Genomic DNA, 23,100 nt, shown 5'->3' with positions numbered 1-23,100 from the left:
CCGCCGATCCGCTCATTCCGTATCCAGACTTTGCTTGAGCGCGAGCATCGCCCGATAGGCCTTCTGAAGATCCTTTTCGACCGTGGTCAGGCTGACCCCCAATTCCTCCGCGATCAGCCGCTGGCCGACCCCCTCTATGCGGAAACGGCGGAACACCAGTTCGACGCGAGGGCCAAGATCGGCCAATATGCCACGCGCCTGTTCCAGCCGCTGATTGAGGATCATGCGTTCGTCGACCGCCAGGTCGTCATTCGGGTCGGCCATCACGCCGCCGGCCCCTTCGGCCCAGTCCTGTTCGCGCCGTTCGCGCCGGGTGGCGGAGCGATAGCGGTCGAGCATCAGATTATTGGCCATGCGGTAGAGATAGGGCAGCGGATCGGCGACCGGGCCAAGATCCTTGGCCTCCAGCTTCATCCACATGTCCTGCAACAGATCCTCTGCATCCTCGCCGGCCCCGCGCGCACGCAGGAAGCGCAGCAGGGCAGCGCGGTTCTGGAAGAAGATAGCAGAAAGGCCCGTGGCCATGCCTGTGGTGCGTCCGGTATTGGCGATCAGGCGGGTTGCCATAGAGGGATGGATGGGGTCTTGGCAATGGCAAGGCGCGGATCGACCGGTCATGGCCCGAAATCATTTACCTGGCGTGCGGCTTGCTCTAGCTCGTTCCGCCTATGGCAGGAGCGGACATGGCGACAGCGAAGGTAACGGATGCTGCGGCGGCGCGCGCGGCGGGGATGGACCCCGATCGGCTGGATGCGCTGGTCGATCATCTGGACCGGACCTATGTGCAGAGCGGCAAATTGCCCCATATGCAGATGCTGGTGTCGCGCGACGAGGTGCCGTTGCTGTCGGTCAGCCGCGGGCAGGCGCGCGCGACCGGCGAGCCGTTGCGAGCCGATGCGCTGTTCCGCATCGCCTCCATGACCAAGCCGGTCACCAGCGTCGCCTTCATGCGATTGGTCGAACAGGGCAAGGTGGCGCTGGACGATCCGGTGACCGACATATTACCCGAATTTGCGGATCTGCGCGTCGGCGCAGACGGGGCGAGGCGGCTGGCGCGGCCGATGCGGATGATCGACCTGCTGCGCCACACATCGGGCCTGACCTATGGGCTGCAGAAGCAGACGCAGGTGGATGCGCGCTATCGAGAACTGGGGCTGGACGAGTTTCAGCAGAAGCGGTCTTCGGACGAGTTCATCGCGGCGCTGGCCGGCCTGCCGCTGGAATTCTCGCCAGGCGAGCGCTGGAATTACGGCGTGTCGACCGATGTGCTGGGCGTGATTGTCGAGCGGTTGGCGGGGCAGGATCTGGAGCGCCATTATCGCGAGCAAATCTTTGCGCCGCTCGGCATGCAGGACACGTTCTTCACCATTCCGGCGGACCGGATCGATCGTCTGACCGATGCCTGGCGGCTGGAGGGCGATCGGTTGAAGCTCAAGGATCGCGGCGCGCGCAGCAGCTGGCGACGCAAGCTGCGCTTCCGATCGGGCGGGGGCGGGCTGATCTCCTCGACGGCCGACTATCATCGCTTTGCCCGGATGCTGCTGCGGGGCGGCGAACTGGACGGCATGCGGCTGTTGCAGCCCGAAACGGTGGCGCAGATGCGGACCAATCATCTGCCAGGCGGCGGCGATCTGGCCAGCATGTCGCAGGCGATGTTCAGCGAAGCCGACTATAGTGGCGTCGGTTTTGGCCTGGGCTTTGCTATGACGCTGGCGAACCAGCAATTTTATTGGGGCGGGGTGTTCTCGACCTATTTCTTCATCGATCCGGTCGAGCGGCTGATCGGCTTGTTTATGACCCAGCATCTGCCGTCCAGCACTCATCCGGTCCGGGCGGAACTGCGCGCCGGTATCGGAGGCGCCATCATCGAGCGCCGGGGCCGCGCCTGATCGCTGCGAAGCGCGCTGAAAAGACGCGGAATAGCTCATGTTGCGCTGCAAAAAATGGATTGGCATGGCGAAGCGCGCTGTGCCATCATCGCCTGTGACTCATATAGGGGGATCCCGGCCATGAATCTCAAGGGCGAGACGAAGCTTCCCAAGCCGGCGCCGCGGCAGGTCGATCCCGAGGTCCTGGCGCATGAGATTGTCGAGCGATTGACCTATCGCATCGGCAAGGATGCCAAGGCTGCCAAGCCGCACGACTGGCTGCATGCCGTCATCCTCTCCATCCGCGACCGGGTGATCGACGCCTGGATCGAGTCCACCCACAAGACCTATGAGGAACAGGGGCGCCGGGTCTATTATCTGAGCCTGGAGTTCCTGATCGGCCGTCTGATGCGCGATGCGGCATCCAATATGGAAATGCTGGACGATCTGCAGGCCGCACTGGATTCTCTGGGTGTCGATCTGGACCTGATCGCCGCGCTGGAGCCCGATGCGGCGCTGGGCAATGGCGGCCTGGGACGGCTGGCGGCCTGCTTCATGGAAAGCATGGCGACGGTCGATATCCCCGCCTATGGCTATGGCATACGCTATGTGAACGGCATGTTCCGGCAGGAGATCAGCGACGGCTGGCAGGTGGAATTGCCAGAAAACTGGCTGGCACATGGCAATCCCTGGGAGTTCGAGCGGCGCGAGGCGAGCTATGAAGTCGGTTTCGGCGGGCGCGTCGACCCGGCCGAGTGCGAGGATTGCGGGCCGCACCAGATGAATTGGCGTCCGGCGGAACGGGTGATCGCCACCCCCTATGACACGCCGATCGCCGGCTGGCGCGGCAAGCGGGTCAACACGCTGCGCCTGTGGGAGGCGCAGCCGATCGACCCGATATTGCTCGACAAGTTCAATGCCGGCGACCATCTGGGCGCGCTGTCCGAAAGCAACCGAGCCGAGGCGCTGACCCGCGTGCTCTATCCCGCCGACAGCTCGCCGGCGGGGCAGGAGTTGCGGTTGCGGCAGGAATATTTCTTCTCATCGGCCTCGCTGCAGGACATTGTCCGCCGGCATATGCAATATTTCGGCAGCATCCAGACGCTGCCGGACAAGGCGGCGATCCAGCTCAACGATACCCATCCGGCGGTCGCCGTGGCGGAACTGATGCGTATCCTGCTCGACGAGCATGGACTGGATTTCGACGAGGGGTGGGACATTACCCGCCGGACGTTCAGCTATACCAACCACACCTTGTTGCCGGAGGCGCTGGAAAGCTGGCCGATCCCTTTGTTCGAGCGGCTGCTGCCCCGCCACATGCAGATCGTCTATGCGGTCAATAGCCGGCTGCTGGGCGAGGCGCGGCGATCGGGTCAGTTCGACGACCGAGGAATCGGCACGATATCGTTGATCGACGAGGGCGGCGAGCGACGGGTGCGGATGGGCAATCTTGCCTTTGCCGGATCACATAGCGTCAATGGCGTATCGGCGCTGCACACCGACCTGATGAAGGTCACGGTCTTTGCCGACCTGCACAAGCTCTACCCGACGCGCATCAACAACAAGACCAACGGCGTCACCTTCCGCCGCTGGCTGATGCAGTGCAATCACGGCCTGTTCGAGCTGATCCGCGAGGCGATCGGCGATCGCTTCATGGACGATGCCGAAGCGCTGCGAGAGCTTGACAATTTCGCCGACGACACGGCGTTTCAGGAACGGTTTCTGGTGGTCAAGCGGGCGAACAAGGTCGCGCTCGCCGACCTGCTGCGCAAGCGGATCAATGCCCGGATCGACGCGGACGCGCTGTTCGACATCCAGATCAAACGCATTCACGAATATAAGCGCCAACTGCTCAACATCATCGAAGCGGTGGCGCTCTATGACCAGATCCGGTCGCATCCGGAAAAGACCTGGGTGCCCCGGGTCAAGCTGTTCGGTGGCAAGGCGGCGCCCAGCTACCATAATGCCAAACTGATCATAAAGCTGGCGGGCGATGTCGCCCGCGCGGTCAATCATGATCCGTCGGTGCAGGGGCTGCTCAAGGTGCAGTTCGTGCCCAATTACAATGTCTCCATGGCCGAGATGATGATCCCGGCGGCCGACCTGTCGGAACAGATATCGACCGCCGGCATGGAGGCGTCGGGCACCGGCAACATGAAGTTCGCGGTCAATGGCGCGCTGACCATCGGCACGCTGGACGGTGCCAATGTCGAGATGCGCGACCATGTCGGTGAAGAGAATATCATGATCTTCGGCTTGACCGCGGCGGAGGTGAACCAGCGTCGGGCGGAAGGCTATAACCCGCGTGACGTGATCGAACAGAGCCGGGAACTCAGCCAGGCGCTCAATGCGATCGCCAGCGGCGTCTTCTCGCCAGACGATCCCAATCGGTACAAGGATCTGATCCAGGGCATTTACGACCATGACTGGTTCATGGTGGCGGCGGATTTCGACAGCTATGCAGCGGCCCAGCGCCAGGTCGATACGATCTGGCAGGATCAGGCCCTTTGGGCAAAGAAGGCGATCCACAATGTCGCGCGGATGGGTTGGTTCTCATCCGACCGGACGATCCGGGAATATGCCGCCGATATCTGGAAGATGGGATGATAGGAATGGCCGCAATCGGCGGAGACGGGAGATAGGAGCGTGCTGACGCCGGAGCAGATCGACCGGCTGGTCGAAGGGCGGGATGCCGATCCCTTCGCGACGCTTGGCGTGCATCCGGCTGATCCCGGTTTTACCGCCCGCGTCATGCTGCCCGATGCGGTCAGCGTCAGCGCACAGACGCTGGACGGCAAGCCGGTTGGCGAACTGGCGCGCGTCCATCCCGACGGGCTGTTCGAGGGTAAGGTCAAGGTCCGCAAGCGTCAGCCATTGCGCTATGAGGCGCATTATGCCGATGGCGGCAGCTATGCGACGATCGATCCCTATGGCTTTGGCCCGGTGTTGGGGCCGATGGATGATTATTATTTCGCCGAAGGATCCCATAAGCGGCTGTTCGAGAAGCTGGGCGCCCACCCGATGGAGCATGAAGGGGTCGCCGGCACCCATTTTGCGGTCTGGGCACCCAATGCCCGGCGCGTGTCGGTGGTCGGCGACTTCAACCGCTGGGACGGGCGGCGCGCGGCGATGCGGCACCGGCAGGATGCGGGCGTGTGGGAAATCTTCCTGCCCGAAGTCGGCATCGGCCACCCCTATAAGTTCGAGATCGTCGGGCCGGACGGTGTCGTGCTGCCGCTGAAGGCCGATCCCTACGCCTTCCGGTCTGAACTGCGGCCATCCACCGCATCCATCGTCGCCGGTCCACCCGCGCATGAGTGGGGCGATGCGCGCCACCGGGCGCATTGGGAAAAGGCAGATGCACGACGCCAGCCCATTTCCATCTACGAGGTCCATGCCGGGTCATGGCAGCGCGACGAACATGGCGACTTCCTGCATTGGGATGCGCTTGCCGAGCGGCTGATTCCCTATGTTGTCGGCATGGGCTTCACCCATATCGAATTTCTGCCGATCAGCGAATTTCCCTATGATCCAAGCTGGGGCTATCAGACGCTGGGTCTGTATGCGCCGACTGCGCGGTTCGGCGATCCGGCCGGGTTCGCCCGCTTCGTCGACGGCGCGCATCGGGCCGGTGTTGGCGTCATCATCGACTGGGTGCCGGCGCATTTCCCGACCGACGAGCATGGGCTGGCCCAGTTCGACGGGACGGCGCTCTATGAACATGCGGATCCGCGCAAGGGATTCCATCCCGACTGGAACACAGCGATCTATAATTTCGGGCGGCGTGAGGTGGCGGAATATCTGGCCAATAATGCGCTGTTCTGGGCCGAGCGCTATCATGTCGACGGCCTGCGGGTCGATGCGGTCGCGTCGATGCTGTATCTCGATTATTCGCGCAAGGCCGGGGAATGGATACCCAACGACCATGGCGGGCGCGAGAATGTCGAGGCGGTGACCTTCCTGCAGAAGATGAACAAGGCATTATATGGTACCCATGGCGGGATAATGACCATTGCCGAGGAATCAACCAGCTGGCCCAAAGTATCGGCGCCCGTCGATCGAGGCGGTCTGGGCTTCGGCTTCAAGTGGAATATGGGCTTCATGCACGACACGCTGCGCTATCTGGCGCGCGAGCCGGTGCATCGGAAGCATCATCATGACGACATCACCTTTGGCCTTCTCTATGCTTTTACCGAGAATTTCGTGCTGGCGCTGAGCCATGACGAGGTGGTGCATGGCAAATCGTCGATGCTGCACAAGATGGCCGGCGACGATTGGCAGAAATTCGCGACGCTGCGCGCTTATTATGCCTTCATGTGGGGCTATCCCGGCAAGAAACTATTGTTCATGGGGCAGGAATTCGCGCAGCGGGCGGAGTGGAGCGAGGAGCGGGCGCTGGACTGGCACTTGCTCGATCATGCGCCCCATCATGGCGTGCAACTGCTGGTCGGCGACCTCAACCATCTCTACCGCTCACGCCCGGCGCTGCATGCGCGCGATTGCGAGGCGGAAGGGTTTGAATGGGTGCTGGTGGATGGCGCCGCGGACTCGGTCTTCGCCTGGCAGCGACGCGCGCCGGGCTATGCCCCGATCGTCGTCATCAGCCATTTCACGCCGGTGCTGCGCCACGGCTATCGCATGCGGTTGCCGGCCGGCGGGCGCTGGCGCGAGATACTCAATACGGATGCAGGCGAATATGGCGGCAGTGGCGCCGGCAATATGGGGGTGGTCGAGGCCGATGAGGAAGGATGGGCGAACATAACCATCCCGCCCTTTGGAACCTTGATGCTGGAACTGGACTATTGATACCGACGGACGCGTGCAGGCGGTCGCGGGCACGAGAGGAGCCATAATGCAACAACGCAACCAGCCGATCGCGCGTGACGCCATGGCCTATGTGCTGGCCGGTGGTCGTGGCAGTCGGCTTGCCGAGCTGACGGATCGCCGCGCCAAACCGGCGGTGCATTTTGGCGGCAAGGCGCGGATCATCGATTTCGCGCTGTCCAACGCGCTCAACAGCGGCATCCGCCGCATCGGCGTGGCGACCCAGTACAAGGCGCATTCGCTGATCCGCCATTTGCAGCGCGGCTGGAATTTCCTGCGGCCCGAGCGCAACGAGAGCTTCGACATATTGCCCGCCAGCCAGCGTATCTCCGAAAGCCAATGGTATGAGGGCACGGCCGACGCCGTGTTCCAGAATATCGACATCATCGAAGCCTATGCGCCGGAATATATGGTCATCCTGGCCGGCGACCATGTCTACAAGATGGACTATGAGCTGATGCTGCAGCAGCATGTCGACAGTGGTGCCGATGTCACCGTCGGCTGCCTGGAGGTGCCGCGCAAGGAGGCCGTGGGCTTTGGCGTGATGCATGTCGACGAGCAGGATGTGATCACCGCCTTTGTCGAGAAGCCCAAGGATCCGCCGGCCATTCCCGGCCAGCCCGACATGGCGCTGGCATCGATGGGTATCTATGTCTTTCGCACCCGCTTCCTGATCGAGCAATTGCGCCGGGATGCCGACGATCGAGACAGCAAGCGCGATTTCGGTGGCGACATCATCCCCTATATTGTGAAGCACGGAAAGGCCGTGGCCCACCGCTTTTCCAGCAGTTGCGTGCGCGCCGAAAGTGAACTGGTCCCCTATTGGCGCGACGTCGGCACGATCGATGCCTATTGGCAGGCCAATATCGATCTGACCGACGTCGTGCCCAGCCTGGACCTTTATGACAGGAGCTGGCCGCTCTGGACCTATTCGGAGGTGACGCCACCGGCCAAGTTCGTCCATAATGAGGAGGGACGACGCGGGGCCGCGACATCGTCACTGGTGGCGGGCGGCTGCATCGTGTCGGGGTCGTCGCTGCATCGCAGTGTATTGTTTTCCGGCGTGCGGACCCACAGTTTCTCGTCGGTCACCGAAAGCATCATCATGCCCGATTGCGAGGTCGGACGCGGCGCGCGACTGCATAAATGCGTGGTCGATTCCGGTATCATCATCCCACCTGGGCTGATCGTCGGGGAGCATCCGGAAGAGGATGCGCGTCGTTTTCGACGGACCGATAGCGGCATCTGTCTGATCACTCCCGCCATGATCGAGCGGCTGGTGGAATGAAGCACGGGATGGCGATCAAGCTGCTGTCGGTTGCGTCCGAAATCTATCCGCTGATCAAGACCGGAGGGCTGGCCGATGTCGCCGGCGCATTGCCGGGCGCGCTGGTGGGCCATGACGTCGAGACCCGGACGCTGGTGCCGGGCTATCCGTCGGTATTGTTGCGCGCAGGTAAGGCCAAGGTGGTGCGGCGTTATGAGGCCCTGTTCGGCGCGACGGCGACGGTTCTGGCGGCGCATGTCGATGGTCTGGACCTGCTGATCCTGGATGCGCCCGATTTCTTCGCGCGCGAAGGCGGCCCCTATGGCGATCATGCGGGCAATGACTGGGGTGATAATTGGCGGCGTTTTGCAGCGCTGTCGCGGGTCGGCGCGGACATTGCGGCAGAGGGGATCAAGGGCTGGCGCCCCGCCATCGTCCATGCCCATGATTGGCAGGCTGCTATGACTGCCGCCTATATGCGCTTTGGCCCGGCGCATGGGATTCCCAAGATCGTCACCATTCACAATCTTGCTTTCCAGGGGCGGTTCGGTGCGGACATTTTCGGTCAACTGGGCCTGCCGGCGGAGGCGTGGGGCGTAGATGGCGTCGAATATTATGGCGGCACCGGCTTCCTGAAGGCGGGATTGGTGTCGGCCGATGCGATTACCACGGTCAGTCCGACCTATGCCGAGGAAATCCGCTCGCCGATGAACGGCATGGGCCTCGACGGCTTGATCAATGGACGGAGCGACCGGCTGCACGGCATATTGAATGGCGTCGATACCGATATCTGGAACCCTGCGGAGGATGAACTGATCGCCAGGCGATACAGTGCACGCGGGTTGGGAGGGCGCAGCACCAATCGTAAGGCACTGGAAAAACGGTTCGGGTTGCAGCGCGACGATGCACCGATCTTCGTCATCATCAGCCGGCTGACCTGGCAGAAGGGGATGGACCAGATGGTCGGTGCGATCGATCATCTGGTGGGGCTTGGCGGGAAGCTGGCCGTGTTGGGATCGGGCGACCATGCGCTGGAGGGCAGCTTCCTGGCCGCAGCCGACCGGCACCGCGGCCGGGTGGGCGTGCAGATCGGCTATGACGAGCCGTTGTCGCACCTGTTGCAGGCGGGTGGCGATGCGATCCTGATCCCGTCGCGGTTCGAGCCATGCGGCCTGACCCAGCTTTATGGCCTGCGCTATGGCTGCGTGCCGGTTGTGGCGCGGGTCGGGGGGCTGGCCGACACCGTGATCGACGCCAATGAAGCGGCGGTCAATGCCGGCGTGGCTACCGGCATTCTATTTTCCGCAGGCGATCCGTTGGCCCTGTACGGGGCGATCGCACGGTCAGTGCGCCTGCATGGCGATCCGGACGCGTGGCAGGCGATGCAGCGGGCGGGGATGCGAGCGGATTTTTCCTGGACCCATAGTGCCGCGCGCTATGCCGCGCTCTATCGCGATCTGCTGGATCGAGCGGCGGCATGAGCATGGGCGGGTTCGGGCCGGTGGTCGATGCCGCCGGAACCCGCTTCTCGGTCTGGGCGCCGGACGCCACGCAGATGTGGCTATGCCTGTTCGACGCGGATGATGCTGAAAGGCGGCTGCCGATGGCGCGGGATGCCGATGCGCTATGGCAGGTTCATGTGCAAGGGGCTGGGGCTGGCACGCGCTATGGCTTGCGGGCCGATGGCCCTTATGATCCCGACGGGGGCCTGTGGTTCGATCCCGACAAACTGCTGCTCGACCCCTATGCGCCGGCGATCGATCGGGCCTTTACTTATGATCCCGCGATGGCGGCGGCGCGTGGCGAGGGCGCCGATACGGCGCCGCTGATGTCGAAGGGGCTGGTCACGGGGCCAGTGCCGGCGGTCGATCCGCATCCGCCATGTTTCCGGCCTGGCGGCCTGATCTACGAATTGCAGGTGCGCGGCTTTTCCATGCTGCATCCCGATGTGCCTGAAGCGGAGCGTGGGACGATCGCTGCGCTCCGCCATCCGGCGATCATCGAACATCTGCAGCGTCTTCATGTCGCCGCGGTCGAGTTGATGCCGATCAACGCCTGGATTGACGAGCGGCATCTGGGGCCGTTGGGCCTGACCAATGCCTGGGGGTATAATCCTGTCAGCTATTTTGCGCTCGATCCCCGTCTGGCGCCCGGCGGCATGGCGGAATTGTGCGATACGGTGGCGGTTCTGCACCAGGCGGGGATCGGCGTGATCCTCGACATGGTGTATAATCATGACGGCGAAAGTGACAGGTCAGGGCCTATTCTTTCATTGCGCGGGCTGAATGCGCGCGGCTATTTCCGGCATGAACCCGGCGGGCGGCTGATCAACGATACCGGCACCGGGAACAGCGTGGATTGCAACCAGCCGATGGTGCGGCGGCTGATCCTGGATTCGCTGCGCCATTTCGTCACACAGGCGGGAATCGATGGCTTCCGCTTCGATCTGGCCCCTGCGCTCGGGCGGCTGGACGATGGCTTCGATCCGGATGCTCCATTGCTGGCGGAGATGCGCGCCGACCCGATATTGGGCGACCGTATCCTGATCGCCGAGCCATGGGACATCGGCCCGGGTGGCTATCAACTGGGGCGTTTCGGCGAGCCATGGCTGGAATGGAACGACCGCTATCGCGATGACATGCGTCGCTTCTGGCGGGGCGATGCCGGGATGGTGGGGGCCTTTGCGACGCGACTGGCCGGATCGTTCGACATTTTCGGCGGAGAGAGGCGAACCCGCAGCGTCAATTTTCTGGCCGCCCATGACGGTTTCACCCTGGCCGACTGTACAGCCTATGAACACAAGCATAATCGCGCCAATGGCGAGGATAATCGGGACGGCCATGGCGAAAATCTGAGCTGGAACAATGGCGTCGAGGGCATGAGCGGTGACCCGGTCGTGCAAGCCGTACGACGACGAGACGTGCAGGCGCTGTTATCGACGCTCTTCTGTTCGCGGGGGACGATCATGCTGACCGCTGGCGACGAGTTTGGCCGATCGCAGCAGGGCAACAATAATGCCTATGCCCAGGATAATCGGCTGACCTGGATCGATTGGGTGGGGCGGGACCGTGCGATCGAGGCCCATGCCTTTGCGGCGGCGGACTGGCGCGCCGAATGCGATGAACTGCACGACGTTACGCCGTTGCGCGATGGCGACGTCGATTGGCTGGACGAAGCCGGGCATCCATTGCGCATCGCGCAATGGGAGGATCCGGCGCGACGGCGGCTGGCATTGCGTTTCCGGGCATCGGGCCTGGTCATCTGCGTCAATGGATCGGGGGAGGATTGCCTGTTCGAGTTGCCCGGGGGCAAGGCTGTTGCCGTGCCGGCGCGCAGTCTTCTGCCTCAGCAGCCCTGAAAATCCGGCGGGCGCTTGTCGCGAACGGCGGCAATCCCCTCGCGATGGTCCTGCGTGGTTGCGAGCAGTGGCTGGATGAGGAATTCCTGCTCCAGAAACTGGTCGAGCGAGAGGCTGAGTGCGCTCCCGAACTGGGCTTTGGCCATGCCGGTCGCCAGGGTTGGACCGGCCGCCAGCGATCGAGCGAGGTCGCGCGCGCGTGGCATCAGCGCGTCGCTGGCCACGAGTTCGAGCACCAGGCCGAGCGATAATGCCTCGGTGCCGTCCAGCGTGCGGGCGGAATAGACGATCTCCTTCGCGCGCATGACCGGGATCAGGCGGGCCAGCTGCCAGATGGCGCCGGCGTCGGGGGCATAGCCGATCTTGCCGAAAATCTGGGCGAAGCGGGCGTCGGGGGTGGCGATCACCAGGTCGCAGGCCAGCGCTAGGCTCCAGCCCGCACCGACGCAGGCGCCGTCCACCGCAGCGATGGTCGGCTTGCGGATGGCGGCGATCGCGCGGATCATGCGATGTAGCCGGCGCATGCGTGCCAGGAAGGCGACTGTGCCGGGTTCGCCCATCTCGCCTGTGTCGGCGCCCGAGCAGAAATGGCCACCGGCACCGGTCAGGATGATGGCGCGCACATTGCCGTCATCGGCCAGTTGCTCGAAGGCCAGGGCAATGTCCTGCCGCATCGCCATGGTAAAGGCGTTGCGCCGTTCCGGACGATCCAGGGTCAGGATCGCGACCGGACCATCATAGGAGACATCGACGTTCATGTTTGCTTTTCCATGAGAAAAGCCATTGCCCTCTCTCCAATTATAATCTTTGGTGCAATATTATGCGGAGGTGTGAGCGAGTCAACCGCTCGGCCGTTGACTCCCGTAAAAACCTGCACCATGGTGCAATATAAAGAGGCGCGGACAGGGGCGCACGGAAAAGGATAGAACCATGAAGGGAAGAGTGTCGACGGTGGCGGCGAGCCTGGCGCTGGCAAGCGGGCTGGTCGCCTGCGGGGCGGACAGCGCGGCGCCGGGTGGCCCGACCGCCAACTGGTCCAGCTATGGCGGCGACGACAAGGAGCAGCATTATAGCGCGCTCGACCAGATCAGCGCCGACAATGTCGGCAAGCTGGGTCTGGCCTGGTCCTATGACATCGACACCTATGACAGCTATACCCAGCCGCTGGCGATAGATGGCGTCCTCTATTTTGCGGTCGGCCTGTCGGTTGTCCATGCGCTCGACGCCAAGACCGGCAAGCTGTTGTGGCAATATGATCCCGACGTGGTCAGCGCGCCCGAGGCGAAATGGCGGATGCGCGCCGGCTGGGGCACGCGCGGCATCGCCTATAAGGATGGGCTGATCTATACCGCGACGCGCGAAGGCCGGTTGATCGCGGTCGATGCCAAGACCGGCAAGCCGCGCTGGTCAGTCCAGACGCTCGACGAGGCGGAAAACGGCTATATCACCGGCCCGCCATGGGTCGCCGGCGACAAGATTGTGGTCGGCTTTGGCGGCGCGGACTACAGCCCGACCCGCGGCTATGTGACCGCCTATGATGCCAAGACCGGCAAGAAGGCGTGGCGCTGGTTCGTGGTGCCCGGCGATCCGGCCAAGGGCTTCGAGAACAGGGCGATGGAGGCGGCGGCCAAGACCTGGACCGGCGAATGGTGGAAGTTCGGCGGTGGCGGCACGGTGTGGCACGCCATGGCCTATGACGCCAAATATGATCGCATCTATCTGGGTACCGGCAATGGCTGGCCGTGGAACCAGAAGATCCGATCGCCCGGCGGCGGCGACAATCTCTATCTCGCCTCGATCGTGGCGATCGACGTGAAGACCGGCGAATATGCCTGGCACTATCAGGTGAACCCGGAAAACAGCCACGATTTCAACGATGCGATGGATATCGAACTGGCCGATATCGAGATTGGCGGCAAGATGCGGTCGGTGCTGATGCACGCGCCCAAGAATGGCTTCTTCTATGCGCTGGACCGCGAGACCGGGAAGTTCATTTCGGCCGGCGAGTTCGCCAAGCAGAATTGGGCCAAGCGGATCGATCCGGTCACCGGCCGGCCCGAGATCAATCCCGAGGCGCAATATCCGAACGGCAAGCCGTTCATGATGTACCCCTTCCCCAATGGTGCGCATGGCGTCCAGGCGATGGCGTTCAGTCCCAAGACGAACATGAGCTATATTCCGGTGATGGAGGGCGGCCGCGTCTTCGTCGATCCGGCCAATGTGAAGGACTGGACCTACAAGCCGGGGATGATGGTCAATACCGGGCTGGGCGCGCCGCCATCCGACATGGTGGCGCCACCGGCCGTCAGCAAACTGGTCGCCTTCGACGTGCCCAACAACAAGATTGCCTGGTCGATCCCGCAGCCCGGCGTGTTCAACGGCGGCATCATGGCGACCGGTGGTGGCCTGCTGTTCCAGGGCACGAATGACGGCAATTTCAACGCCTATTCAGCCACCGACGGGCGCAAGCTCTGGTCCTTCCCGGCACAGAACGGCATATTGTCCGCGCCGATCAGCTATACGGTCGGCGGCAAGCAATATGTGTCGGTCATCACCGGTTTCCGCAGCAGCTTCCCCAATGTGCCCAATTGGGATTATCGCCAGCAGCAGCGCCGGGTGCTGACTTTCGCGATCGGCGGCACCAAGGCGCTGCCCAAGTTCGAGCCGGTGGACGAGCCGATCCAGGATGATCCGGCCTTCACCGTCGACGCGGCCAAGGCCAAGGTCGGCGGCGGCATCTACAATAGTAGCTGCATCATCTGTCATGGTGCGGGCATGATGGCGGGCGGCGCCGCGCCGGACCTGCGCAAGTCGGCGGTGCCGCTGGACGCGGAGACGTTCAAATCGGTGGTGCATGACGGGGCGCTGATGGCGCGCGGCATGGGGGCCTTCGATCAGTTGAGCGATGCGGACCTGGAAGGCCTGCGCCACTATATCCGCCAACGTGCGCGGGAAACCGCGCCAAAGACGAACTGACCTCCCATGGCATCCGTCCCCTGGTGGCGGATGTTGCTTTGCCCCGCTTCCTTTTGCGAGGAGGCGGGGCTTCTTGTTCGTGCCGGAGTAGGGCTTGCGCAAAGCCATGCTGTGCGGCATCAAATTTGCACGTTCATGCAATTGCGCTATGATCGACGGTTATGTGCGCCTGCTGCGGGCGCCTGGGGGAGGATGAGCGAAGTTGACGACGGACAAGGACATGGCTGATCTCAAGGAAAATGGCGATCGGCCGCAGACCTATTCCAGTCCGGCGATCATCGAGCGACGCCGCCGGATTTTGGAGGAGACGCGCAAGGTGATCGCCGAGCAGGGGATCGCGGCGCTGAGCATGAACGAGATCGGCCAGCGCGCGGGCGTCGCCAAACGCACGCTCTACAACGCCTTCCAGACCCGTGAGCGCATGATCGCCACCGCGATCCAGGAATATTTCGACGAATATGTCAGCCGCATCGTCTATTCCAGCCCGCCTGGCACGATGCAGCATAATCTGGAGCGGATGATCTCGGTCGTCCAGCGCAACCGGAAAATCCGCAACTATATCAAGGCGATCATGGCGCTCTATTTCAGTTCGGATGTCGATCGCGACATCTGGACCGCGATGCACTCGCCGGCCATCCATCATAACAAGCAGTGGATCGAGGCGCTCGACGCCACGAAGCAGCTACAGCCCTGGGTGCAGGTCGACAAGCTGGTCGATGATCTGGTGCGCTTCGAATATGCGACGATCAACGATTGGGCGCAGGGCCGCATTCCCGATGACGAGGTGATCGTGCGGCTGGTCAGCAGCTATCTGGCCTGCTTGCTCGGTTCCCTGAAGGGGGCTGCGCGCAAGGAAGTCGAAGCGCTGATCAAGGATGTTGCCGAGCGTGGGATGGAGGCGCTGCCGATGTCGCCCAAGACCAAGACGAAAGCGGCATGAATCTGCACCATGATGCAAATTTTCTTGCATCATGGTGCGCGCCTCGTCTAGGCATGCCCCAGGCCTAATATGGGCATCAGCATGGGAGAGTGAGATGAGCGCGCCGAGCGAAGACCCCGAACTGTTGTTCGAGCTACGCGCGGATGGCGTGGCCATCATCACCCTCAACCGGCCGCACGCGAAGAACACCGTTTCCTTCACCATGTGGGAGCAGTTTTCCGCTGCGCTCGACCGGCTGGAAAATGCGACGCCGGCACGGATGCTGATCCTGTGTGGCGCGAACGGCTATTTCAGCAATGGCGGCGACGTAAAGCTGCCGCCGGCGCGGGGCGAGGGTGCGTTGCGGCTCGCCGCTCGGCTGGAGATGGGGCAGCGGATCATCCGCCGGCTGCGCGCGCTGCCGATCCCGACCGTGGCGGCGGTGGAGGGTGGCGCCTTTGGCGTCTCCTGGAGCCTGGCCATGGCCTGCGACATGATCTTCGCCGCCGACAATGCGCGGTTCGGTGCGCCGTTCCTGGATTTCGGGCTGGTGCCCGATGGCGGGGCAGCCTGGTTCCTGACCCGGCAATTGGGGCGGGCACGCGCGGCCGAGATCATCTTTTCGGGACGGACATTGGAGGCGGCCGAGGCATTGAGCCTGGGGCTGGTCAGCCGGCTGGTGCCGCCGGGCGAGGCGGTCGCGCAGGCGCTGGCGCTGGGCGCGACGATTGGCGGCGGCAATGCCCATGCGGTCGAACTGACCAAGCGGCTGCTCGACCAGGCGGAGAGCGGCGACCTGTCGGCCAATCATGCGCTGGAACTGGTCTATTGCCATACCTGCCAGGCGGGGGAGGAAGTGCCTCGCGCCCGCGCGGCATTCAAGGCACGCGCAGCGGCGAAGGCTGCCGCGAAGGTCGCAACTGGGGCGAAGGAATAAGTCATGCAGTTCGACATGCGCAGCCTGCCGATGGCGACCCGCTACAAGATCGTCAATTCGACCATCACCCCGCGCCCGATCGCGTGGATCACCACCAAATCCGAAGCGGGCGTGGTCAATGCCGCGCCCTACAGCTTCTTCAACTGCGTCGGCACCGAGCCGCCGCTGGTGGCGCTGGGCCTGCTCAAGGAGCCGGTATCGCGTGGCCTGAAGAACACGGCCGCCAACATCATCGCCACCGGCGAGTTCGTCGTGAACCTGGTGTGCGAGGAGGATGCCGAGAAGATGAACCATTGCAGCGTCGATGCGCCGGCCGATGTCAGCGAGATCGACTATGCCGGGATCGAGACCGCGCCGTCGGTGCTGGTCGCGCCCCCGCTGATCGCCAGCAGCCCGGTCAGCTTCGAATGCCGCAAGGTCGCGGCGATGGACATCGGCACGATGCAGACGGTGATCATCGGCGAGATCGTCATGGCGCATATCCGCGACGAGTTCATCACCGATCGCGAACGGGTCTATTTCGATACGCCAGCGATGAAATTGATCGGCCGCACCCATGGCAGCGGCTGGTATGTGCGCAATGGCGACAGTTTCCAGATGGACCGGCCGCGTTATGATCCGGCACGGCTGACGGGCAAGGAATGAATTTGAACCCATAGTGCAATATTGCTTGCGCTACCGGGAAAAAGCGTGTCTGTTTCAAGGGAAAGGTCGGAGGCGCGATTCCGCGCACTATCGGCCAGATCCGAACAAGAGGCGGCGCAGACCGCCGAACAGGAGTGCGTGATGCCCGGCCCTCTGGACCATCTTGTCGTTATCGAGCTGTCGACCGAAATGCCGGTCGCGATCGCGGGCATGTTGCTCGCCGACCATGGCGCCGATGTGCTGAAGGTCGAGCCCAGGGGCGGCGCCTATTTCGCCCATGAACTGACCCGCAAGAGCTGGGACCGGTCCAAGCGCAGCGTCGAGCTGGACGCGGCCGATGCGGACGACCGGGCGGCGCTGCGCGGGCTACTGAGCGGAGCAGACATCTTCATCCATGCGCTGGAGGAAGGGGAGGCGAAGGCGCTAGGCCTGGACGGTGAGAGCCTGGCGCGCGACTATCCGGGGCTGATCGTGTCGGCGCTGACCGCCTATGGCGCGGACACGCCCTTTGCCGACCGGCCGCGCGGCGAAGGGCTGGCGGCGGCGCTGCTCGGCACGATGATCGACAAGTCCAGCCCGTTCCGCGAGGGACCGGTCTATCTCGGCCATCCCGCGCTCCATTATGGTCAGGCGTTTCTGGGCGTGATCGGCGCGCTGACGGCGATCCGTGCGCGGCGATCGACGGGCAAGGGGCAGAGGGTGGAATCCTCGCTGCTCGACGCCATGCTGGCCCAGTCGCCGATGAACAACTGGTGGCAGGAAGAGGGGATTTCCTACATCAAGGCGGGGGATTCCGGCGCGGTCGACCGCTTCGGCCGGACCCGACTGGTGACCGGCATGTTCGAATGCGGCGACGGCCTGTTCCTGCAGATCCATACCGGCGGCCAGGGCGGCTTCAAGGCGGCGATGGACCAGCTGGGCTTTGGCGACCGGGTGTCGGTGGTCAAGGGTGCGGCGGAAATGTCGGTGCCATTGAGCGATGACGAATATCATATCGCCCGCGTCGAGATTTTCGATGCGTTCAAGGCGCGCCCGCGCGCCGAATGGATCGCACTGTTCCAGGCGGCCGATGTGGCGGCGCTGCCGGTGCTGGAACCGGCCGAAGTATTGCTGGACGAGCAGGTGGAATTTGTCGGGCAACGGATCGCGCTGCCGGACGCGGAGTTCGGCACCATCTATCAGGCCGCGCCGGCGGTGCGGTTCGATCGCACGCCCTGCGCCGCGCCGCGCCCGGCGCCGGCGATCGGCGCCGACAATGGCGCCTTGGCCGACCTGATCGCGCGTAAGCGGGGCGAACTGGCGGCGGCGGGCAAGCCGCTCGACCGGCCGCTCGAAGGCATCAAGGTGGTGGACTTCTCCTCCTTCTTCGCGGTGGGCTTTGGCGGGCGGCTGTTGTCGGACCTGGGCGCCGACGTCATCAAGGTGGAGACCCCGGACGGCGACCAGATGCGGCCGCTGCCCGACTGTTTCGACGCGGCACAGCGCGGCAAGCGCGATATCGTGCTGAACCTCAAGCAGCCCGAGGCGCTGGAGGCGGCGCTGAAGCTGGTGGGGGAGGCCGATGTCGTCACCCATAATCTGCGCCCCGGCAAGGCCGACAAGCTGGGCATCGGCTATGAGGCGCTGTCGAAGATCAATCCGCGCCTGCTCTATGTCTATCTGCCCGGCTATGGCTCCAAGGGGCCGAAGTCGCTGCTCAAGAGCTTTGCGCCCTTGGTGTCGGGCTGGACCGGCCTGCTCTACGAAGGCGGCGGCGCGGGCAATCCGCCGACCCGGTCGGTGTTCGGCAACGAGGATTATAATAACGGCTTTCTGGGCGCGGCGGGCATATTGATGGGGCTGGAGCGGCGCGCGATCAGCGGCGTCGGCGACTATATGGAGATACCGCAGCTCCATTCGAGCCTGTGGACCACATCCGAGCATTTTCTGGATGCCGACAAGCAGGTCGTCTATGGCTTCCGCCTCGACAAGGATCAGGCGGGCTATAATGCGCTCGACCGGCTCTATCGCACCAGCGACGGCTGGATCTGCATAGCCTGCCGGCAAGACGGGCGCTTCGCGGCGCTGGCGCGGGCGGTGGGACAGGCCGGGCTGATCGAAGATCCGCGCTTTGCCTCGCCGAAGGAACGGTCGCTGCATGACGCGGCGCTGCTGGCGGCACTGGCGCCCTGGTTTGCCGACAGGACAAGCGCGGAGGTCTTCGCCCTGCTCGATGCGGCGGGCGTGCCGTGCGAGATACCGGCGGCCAAGAGCTGGGTGCGCGAGGCGCTGTGGCAGGACTGGGCGGTGGCCAGCAACCGGGTGATCGAGAATTTCGATTCCATGTATGGCCATGTGCGCCAGTTCGGCAGTTTCATCCATATGAGCGACACGCCGGGCCATGCGCGCAAGTCCGCGCCGCGTCTGGGCGAGCATACGCGGCAGATATTGGCCGAGATCGGCTATGCGCCGGGCGCGATCGACGCGCTGATCGACAGCGGCAAGGCGATGCAGGCGGCGGACGTGACCGGTCGCATCGTGTCGCGCGTCTCGGCCGCCTGAACCAACAACAGATATTAGGGAAGAGGAACCCAAAGGGTGCAGTTGAACCTTCGTTACGACATGAACCGGCCGGATTTCGGCGCGCCGCATCCCGTGCTTTACCGCACCGCGATCGAGCAGGCGCAATGGGCCGATAAGCTTGGCTTCACGCAGGTGTTCCTGGCCGAGCATCATGGCGCGGAGGGCGGCTATTGCCCGTCCTCCATGGTGCAGGCGGCGTCGATCCTGGGGGCGACGGACACTATCGTCGCGCATCTGTCGGCGCTGGTCGTGACCATGCACGATCCGCTGCGGCTGGCCGAGGATCTGGCGGTGCTGGACAATATCGCGCCCGGCCGTGTGTGGCTGACCGCCGGCATGGGCTATCGCCCGCATGAGTTCGAGATGTTCGGCAAGGACATCAGCAAGCGGCTGGCGATCATGAACGAGGCGATGGCCACGCTGAAGCTGGCCTGGACCGGCGAGCCGTTCGAGTTTCGTGACCGCACTGTGCGGGTGACGCCGGCACCGGCGACGCCAGGCGGCCCGAAAATCTATATGGGCGGGTCGACCGACAAGTCGGCGATCCGCGCGGCCAAGGGCGGCTATCAATATTTCCCCGGCCATCCCGACCTGTTCACCCTCTACAAGGAAGAGCGCGAAAAGGCCGGGTTCCCGCCGCCGGAGGAGCTGCGCAAGCCGGCCGCGAGCTTCCTCTATGTCTCCGACGATCCGGACCGTGACTGGCCGCTGGTGGCGCCGCATGTCGCCTATGCGACCAACGCCTATGCCGAATGGGCCAAGGAGCGCGGCACCGGCCAGACCCGTTACCAGCCCGCCGAAACGATCGAGGGGCTGAAGGCGATGCCGAACATCAAGCTGCTGACGCCCGACGAATGTTTCGAATATCTCAAGGGGCTGGGTCGGGGCACCGCCGTCACCTTCCACGCGCTGCTGGGCGGGCTGGACCCCGAAGTGTCGTGGCGCAGCCTGCGCCTGTTCGAGAAGGAAGTGCTGCCGCGCCTGCGCGCCGAGCCGGGCCTGCTGGAAAATCCGGGAGAATGAGCATGGAAGAACGCAATCGTCGCGGCACGCTGGCCGCCATGCTGGCGCTGCCTATCGGCATGGCCGCCGCCGCCGAAGCATCGGCCGCCGCGCCAAAGGGAAAGGCGAGCGGCATGGACATGGCCCAGCGGCTGGACATCATCGAGTCCAAGCAGGCGATCACCGAACTCCTCTATGCCTATGCGCGGGCCAATGACCGGGCGGACGAGGCGCTGCTGCGATCGCTGTTCTGGCCGGAATCGACGCACAAGCATGGCAAGTTCGAGGGCAAGTCGTCCGATTTCGTCGGCTTCGCGTTCAAGATCGTGTCGACGCTCAAATATGCCTGCCACCACATCACCAATGTCTCGGTCGATGTGAAGGGGGACAAGGCTTTTTCCGAATGCTATTATTTCGCGCAGCATCGGCGCGACCGCAAGGAAGGCGGAGGCGAGGAGGATGTCTTCTTCCAGGGCCGCTATCTCGACGATCTGGAACGGCGGAACGGGGTGTGGAAGATCATCCGTCGCCGGGGCCTGTCCGACTATACCTCGCCGCCCGAACCCGCGCAGACGCCCTATGCCGACTGGCCGGCGGGGCAGCATAGCGAGAAATATCCGAGCGACGATTATTACAAGATGCGCCAGCAGTTTCTGGGTAGCTGATCCGTGCGGGCGCTGATGTGCGAGGCGCATGGCGCGCCCGAGCAACTGGCGTTTCGTGACGTGCCCGTGCCCCAGCCGGGGCCGGGCGAGATCAGGCTGGCGGTGCGGGCGGCGAGCGTCAATTTCCCCGACGCGCTGATGATCCAGAACCTCTACCAGACCAAGCCGCCCTTGCCCTTCATCCCCGGCGGCGAGGCGGCCGGGGTGGTCGATGCGATCGGCGAGGGCGTCAACGGCTTTCGCATCGGCGACCGGGTGGCGGCGATCCCGTTCCAGGGCGCCTTTGCCGTGCAGGCAGTGGCGCCGGCTTTCCGCACCAGCATCATTCCCGATGCGATGGAATTCGACGTCGCGGCCGGTTTCACCATGGTCTATGCGACGGCGCTGCACGGGCTGCGCCAGCGCGGGCGGTTGCAGGCCGGCGAGACGCTGCTGGTGCTGGGCGCGGCGGGCGGCGTCGGGCTGGCGGCGGTGGAGATCGGCAAGCGCATGGGGGCGCGGGTGATCGCGGCGGCCTCCAGCGCGGAGAAGCTGGATCTGGCGCGGGCGCATGGCGCGGACGAGACGGTGAATTATGCGCAGGTCGACATCAAGCAGGCGGTGAAGGCGCTGGCGGGGGAGCGCGGCGTCGATGTGATCTTCGATCCGGTCGGCGGCGATCTGGCCGAGCCGGCCTTCCGCACCATGGGCTGGGACGGGCGCTATCTGGTGGTCGGCTTTGCCGCCGGGAGCATTCCGGCGATCCCGTTGAACCTGCCGCTGGTGAAGACGGCATCGATCGTCGGCATGACATGGGGGATGCACAGCCGGCGCGAGCCGGACATCCATGCCGCCAATATGGCGCAGCTTTATGACTGGTATGAGCAGGGCGGGTTGCGGCCGGCGATCGGCGCGCGCTTCGGCTTTGACGAGAGCCGGGAGGCGATCCGCTGGATCATGGACCGCAAGGCGCAGGGCAAGGTGGTGATCGAGATGGGCTGAGCGCGAGAGCGGGAGGACATGAGATCAACCGATGCTCGCAATGACGAGTCTTTCTTATCCGGCCGGCCAGTTGGCGAGTGGGGCGCCGGCGATGGCGGTGCGGGCCTGGACGATCATGCCCTTGCCGCGCGAGACGACATAGAGCGTGCGGCGATCGGGCCCGCCCCAGCAGAGATTGGTCGGCATCGCGATCTTTTCGCCGGCGGGATCGTGGAGGATGTCGATCTGCCGCCCCTGTGGCGTCAGCGCGACCAGCCGGTTGGAAAAGGGCAGGGTGATCCAGAGATTGTCGGCCATGTCGAAGGCGATGCCGTCGCAATAGCCCAGCGCCGCCTTTTCCTGCGGCGGCAGGGCGAGGATCGCCTTGACCGTCTGGTCGGGGACGACGGTGCCCAGTTGCGGGCCGAAATCCTGCGGGTCGGCAAGGGTGCCGTCGGCGTTGCGGCGCCAGCGGCGGATGCGGCCTTCGGCGGTCAGCGAGGCATAGAGATGGCGTTCGTCCCGGTCGAGGCAGAGGCCGTTGACCCCGCGCAGGGCGCGCGCGACGATCGCGGCGCTGCCGTCGGGCCGGACCAAGTAGATGAAGCCCGCCGGCGTGGTGGTGCCGATATTGGCGACCGGACCCCAACTGCTGTGGGTGCAATAGATGCTGCCATCGCGCGCGGTGGCGGGACCGTTGGAGGCGACGAGCTGGCGGCCCTCCAGTTCCGAGACGAGGGTTTCGACCGCGCCGGTTTCGAGGGTGATGCGCTGGAGCGGGCCGGGCTGCTGCTTGAGCAGGCCCATATTGGCGACGATCACGCGGCCCCGCGCATCGACGGCGACGCCATTGGCGGCGAGCGGGGCGCCGACCTGCCGCAGCGGCTGTCCCGGTGCCAGCACGCCGATCGCGCCGCCGCTGTTGGACAGGAACAGGCGGCCGTCGGGCGCGCTGGCGACACCCTCGGCATGGTCGAGGCCGTCGATGACCAGGCTGAAATCCGCCGGGGTCAGGGGCGTCGGAACCGTGGAGGCACGCGACGGGCCGGCGCGGGTGCAGCCGGCGAGCGCCATCGCCGCACTGCCCAGCATCGCTGTGCGCCGGTCCAACTGCATC

At 64.3% G+C, this 23,100-nt stretch carries 17 protein-coding genes; 14 read left to right on the top strand and 3 right to left on the bottom strand.

Annotated elements, in window-relative coordinates; genetic code table 11:
• Positions 1-12: 12 nt before the first annotated feature.
• Complete coding sequence (locus PMI04_RS12720; RefSeq protein WP_029547652.1) at positions 13-525, bottom strand: sigma-70 family RNA polymerase sigma factor; 513 nt, start codon at positions 523-525, stop codon at positions 13-15.
• A 158-nt stretch (positions 526-683) separates the two neighbouring features.
• Between PMI04_RS12720 and PMI04_RS12715 the strand changes: the two genes are divergently transcribed.
• The 6 genes from PMI04_RS12715 (at position 684) to glgX (ending at position 11,317) form a co-directional block, all read left to right on the top strand.
• Positions 684-1,889, top strand: coding sequence for a serine hydrolase domain-containing protein (locus PMI04_RS12715; RefSeq protein WP_007707460.1), 1,206 nt, complete (start codon positions 684-686; stop codon positions 1,887-1,889).
• Between the two features lie 120 nt (positions 1,890-2,009).
• Entirely contained in the window at positions 2,010-4,475 is a 2,466-nt protein-coding gene (locus PMI04_RS12710) for a glycogen/starch/alpha-glucan phosphorylase (protein WP_007707458.1), read from the top strand.
• A gap of 39 nt (positions 4,476-4,514) precedes the next feature.
• Positions 4,515-6,674: a 1,4-alpha-glucan branching protein GlgB gene (gene glgB / locus PMI04_RS12705; protein ID WP_007707456.1), complete on the top strand. Its 2,160-nt coding sequence runs from the start codon at positions 4,515-4,517 to the stop codon at positions 6,672-6,674.
• Positions 6,675-6,720: 46 nt separating this feature from the next.
• Positions 6,721-7,980 carry a glucose-1-phosphate adenylyltransferase gene (gene glgC, locus PMI04_RS12700; RefSeq protein WP_007707454.1) on the top strand — a complete coding sequence of 420 codons (1,260 nt, stop codon included), beginning with the start codon at positions 6,721-6,723 and terminating at the stop codon, positions 7,978-7,980.
• An 8-nt stretch (positions 7,981-7,988) separates the two neighbouring features.
• Positions 7,989-9,440, top strand: coding sequence for a glycogen synthase GlgA (gene glgA / locus PMI04_RS12695; protein WP_037485769.1), 1,452 nt, complete (start codon positions 7,989-7,991; stop codon positions 9,438-9,440).
• A complete protein-coding gene (gene glgX / locus PMI04_RS12690) occupies positions 9,437-11,317 on the top strand; it encodes a glycogen debranching protein GlgX (protein WP_007707448.1) in 1,881 nt (626 codons plus the stop codon). Before glgA ends, glgX begins: the two co-directional genes overlap by 4 nt.
• Here glgX and PMI04_RS12685 read toward each other — a convergent pair.
• Positions 11,305-12,075: an enoyl-CoA hydratase/isomerase family protein gene (locus tag PMI04_RS12685; protein ID WP_007707437.1), complete on the bottom strand. Its 771-nt coding sequence runs from the start codon at positions 12,073-12,075 to the stop codon at positions 11,305-11,307. The genes glgX and PMI04_RS12685 overlap by 13 nt on opposite strands.
• A 172-nt stretch (positions 12,076-12,247) precedes the next feature.
• On the opposite strand from PMI04_RS12685, the gene PMI04_RS12680 reads away from it, so the two are divergent.
• From PMI04_RS12680 to PMI04_RS12645, 8 genes are all read left to right on the top strand, one after another.
• A complete protein-coding gene (locus PMI04_RS12680) occupies positions 12,248-14,293 on the top strand; it encodes a PQQ-dependent dehydrogenase, methanol/ethanol family (RefSeq protein WP_007707434.1) in 2,046 nt (681 codons plus the stop codon).
• Between the two features lie 220 nt (positions 14,294-14,513).
• Complete coding sequence (locus PMI04_RS12675) at positions 14,514-15,233, top strand: TetR/AcrR family transcriptional regulator (protein WP_238535890.1); 720 nt, start codon at positions 14,514-14,516, stop codon at positions 15,231-15,233.
• A gap of 94 nt (positions 15,234-15,327) precedes the next feature.
• Positions 15,328-16,149, top strand: coding sequence for an enoyl-CoA hydratase/isomerase family protein (locus tag PMI04_RS12670; RefSeq protein ID WP_007707430.1), 822 nt, complete (start codon positions 15,328-15,330; stop codon positions 16,147-16,149).
• A gap of 3 nt (positions 16,150-16,152) precedes the next feature.
• The gene (locus PMI04_RS12665; protein WP_007707429.1) at positions 16,153-16,794 is read left to right on the top strand and encodes a flavin reductase family protein; all 642 of its coding nucleotides are present in this window, start codon (positions 16,153-16,155) and stop codon (positions 16,792-16,794) included.
• Positions 16,795-16,935: 141 nt separating this feature from the next.
• Positions 16,936-19,335 carry a CoA transferase gene (locus tag PMI04_RS12660; protein WP_007707428.1) on the top strand — a complete coding sequence of 800 codons (2,400 nt, stop codon included), beginning with the start codon at positions 16,936-16,938 and terminating at the stop codon, positions 19,333-19,335.
• Positions 19,336-19,371: 36 nt separating this feature from the next.
• Positions 19,372-20,379: an LLM class flavin-dependent oxidoreductase gene (locus tag PMI04_RS12655; protein ID WP_007707425.1), complete on the top strand. Its 1,008-nt coding sequence runs from the start codon at positions 19,372-19,374 to the stop codon at positions 20,377-20,379.
• Positions 20,380-20,381: 2 nt separating this feature from the next.
• Positions 20,382-21,023 carry a nuclear transport factor 2 family protein gene (locus tag PMI04_RS12650; RefSeq protein WP_004212299.1) on the top strand — a complete coding sequence of 214 codons (642 nt, stop codon included), beginning with the start codon at positions 20,382-20,384 and terminating at the stop codon, positions 21,021-21,023.
• 3 nt (positions 21,024-21,026) lie between these two features.
• Positions 21,027-22,004 carry an NADPH:quinone oxidoreductase family protein gene (locus tag PMI04_RS12645; protein WP_037485762.1) on the top strand — a complete coding sequence of 326 codons (978 nt, stop codon included), beginning with the start codon at positions 21,027-21,029 and terminating at the stop codon, positions 22,002-22,004.
• 54 nt (positions 22,005-22,058) lie between these two features.
• Here PMI04_RS12645 and PMI04_RS12640 read toward each other — a convergent pair whose 3' ends face one another.
• Entirely contained in the window at positions 22,059-23,099 is a 1,041-nt protein-coding gene (locus tag PMI04_RS12640) for an SMP-30/gluconolactonase/LRE family protein (protein ID WP_037485759.1), read from the bottom strand.
• Position 23,100 lies beyond the last annotated feature (1 nt).

Source organism: Sphingobium sp. AP49, assembly GCF_000281715.2.
In the GTDB taxonomy this organism is placed as follows: Bacteria; Pseudomonadota; Alphaproteobacteria; order Sphingomonadales; family Sphingomonadaceae; genus Sphingobium.
Note: the sequence above shows the minus strand (reverse complement) of the source record. Positions and strands in the feature narration are given on the sequence as shown.

Excerpts from the sequence above, each read along its gene's own strand:
- PMI04_RS12660 (WP_007707428.1), top strand. The coding sequence starts at position 16,936 with ATGCCCGGCCCTCTGGACCATCTTGTCGTTATCGAGCTGTCGACCGAA.
- PMI04_RS12640 (WP_037485759.1), bottom strand. The coding sequence starts at position 23,099 with ATGCAGTTGGACCGGCGCACAGCGATGCTGGGCAGTGCGGCGATGGCG.
- glgX (WP_007707448.1), top strand. The coding sequence starts at position 9,437 with ATGAGCATGGGCGGGTTCGGGCCGGTGGTCGATGCCGCCGGAACCCGC.
- PMI04_RS12710 (WP_007707458.1), top strand. The coding sequence starts at position 2,010 with ATGAATCTCAAGGGCGAGACGAAGCTTCCCAAGCCGGCGCCGCGGCAG.
- PMI04_RS12650 (WP_004212299.1), top strand. The coding sequence starts at position 20,382 with ATGGAAGAACGCAATCGTCGCGGCACGCTGGCCGCCATGCTGGCGCTG.
- PMI04_RS12680 (WP_007707434.1), top strand. The coding sequence starts at position 12,248 with ATGAAGGGAAGAGTGTCGACGGTGGCGGCGAGCCTGGCGCTGGCAAGC.
- glgC (WP_007707454.1), top strand. The coding sequence starts at position 6,721 with ATGCAACAACGCAACCAGCCGATCGCGCGTGACGCCATGGCCTATGTG.
- PMI04_RS12720 (WP_029547652.1), bottom strand. The coding sequence starts at position 525 with ATGGCCACGGGCCTTTCTGCTATCTTCTTCCAGAACCGCGCTGCCCTG.
- glgA (WP_037485769.1), top strand. The coding sequence starts at position 7,989 with ATGGCGATCAAGCTGCTGTCGGTTGCGTCCGAAATCTATCCGCTGATC.
- PMI04_RS12670 (WP_007707430.1), top strand. The coding sequence starts at position 15,328 with ATGAGCGCGCCGAGCGAAGACCCCGAACTGTTGTTCGAGCTACGCGCG.
- PMI04_RS12675 (WP_238535890.1), top strand. The coding sequence starts at position 14,514 with ATGGCTGATCTCAAGGAAAATGGCGATCGGCCGCAGACCTATTCCAGT.
- PMI04_RS12685 (WP_007707437.1), bottom strand. The coding sequence starts at position 12,075 with ATGAACGTCGATGTCTCCTATGATGGTCCGGTCGCGATCCTGACCCTG.
- PMI04_RS12715 (WP_007707460.1), top strand. The coding sequence starts at position 684 with ATGGCGACAGCGAAGGTAACGGATGCTGCGGCGGCGCGCGCGGCGGGG.
- PMI04_RS12665 (WP_007707429.1), top strand. The coding sequence starts at position 16,153 with ATGCAGTTCGACATGCGCAGCCTGCCGATGGCGACCCGCTACAAGATC.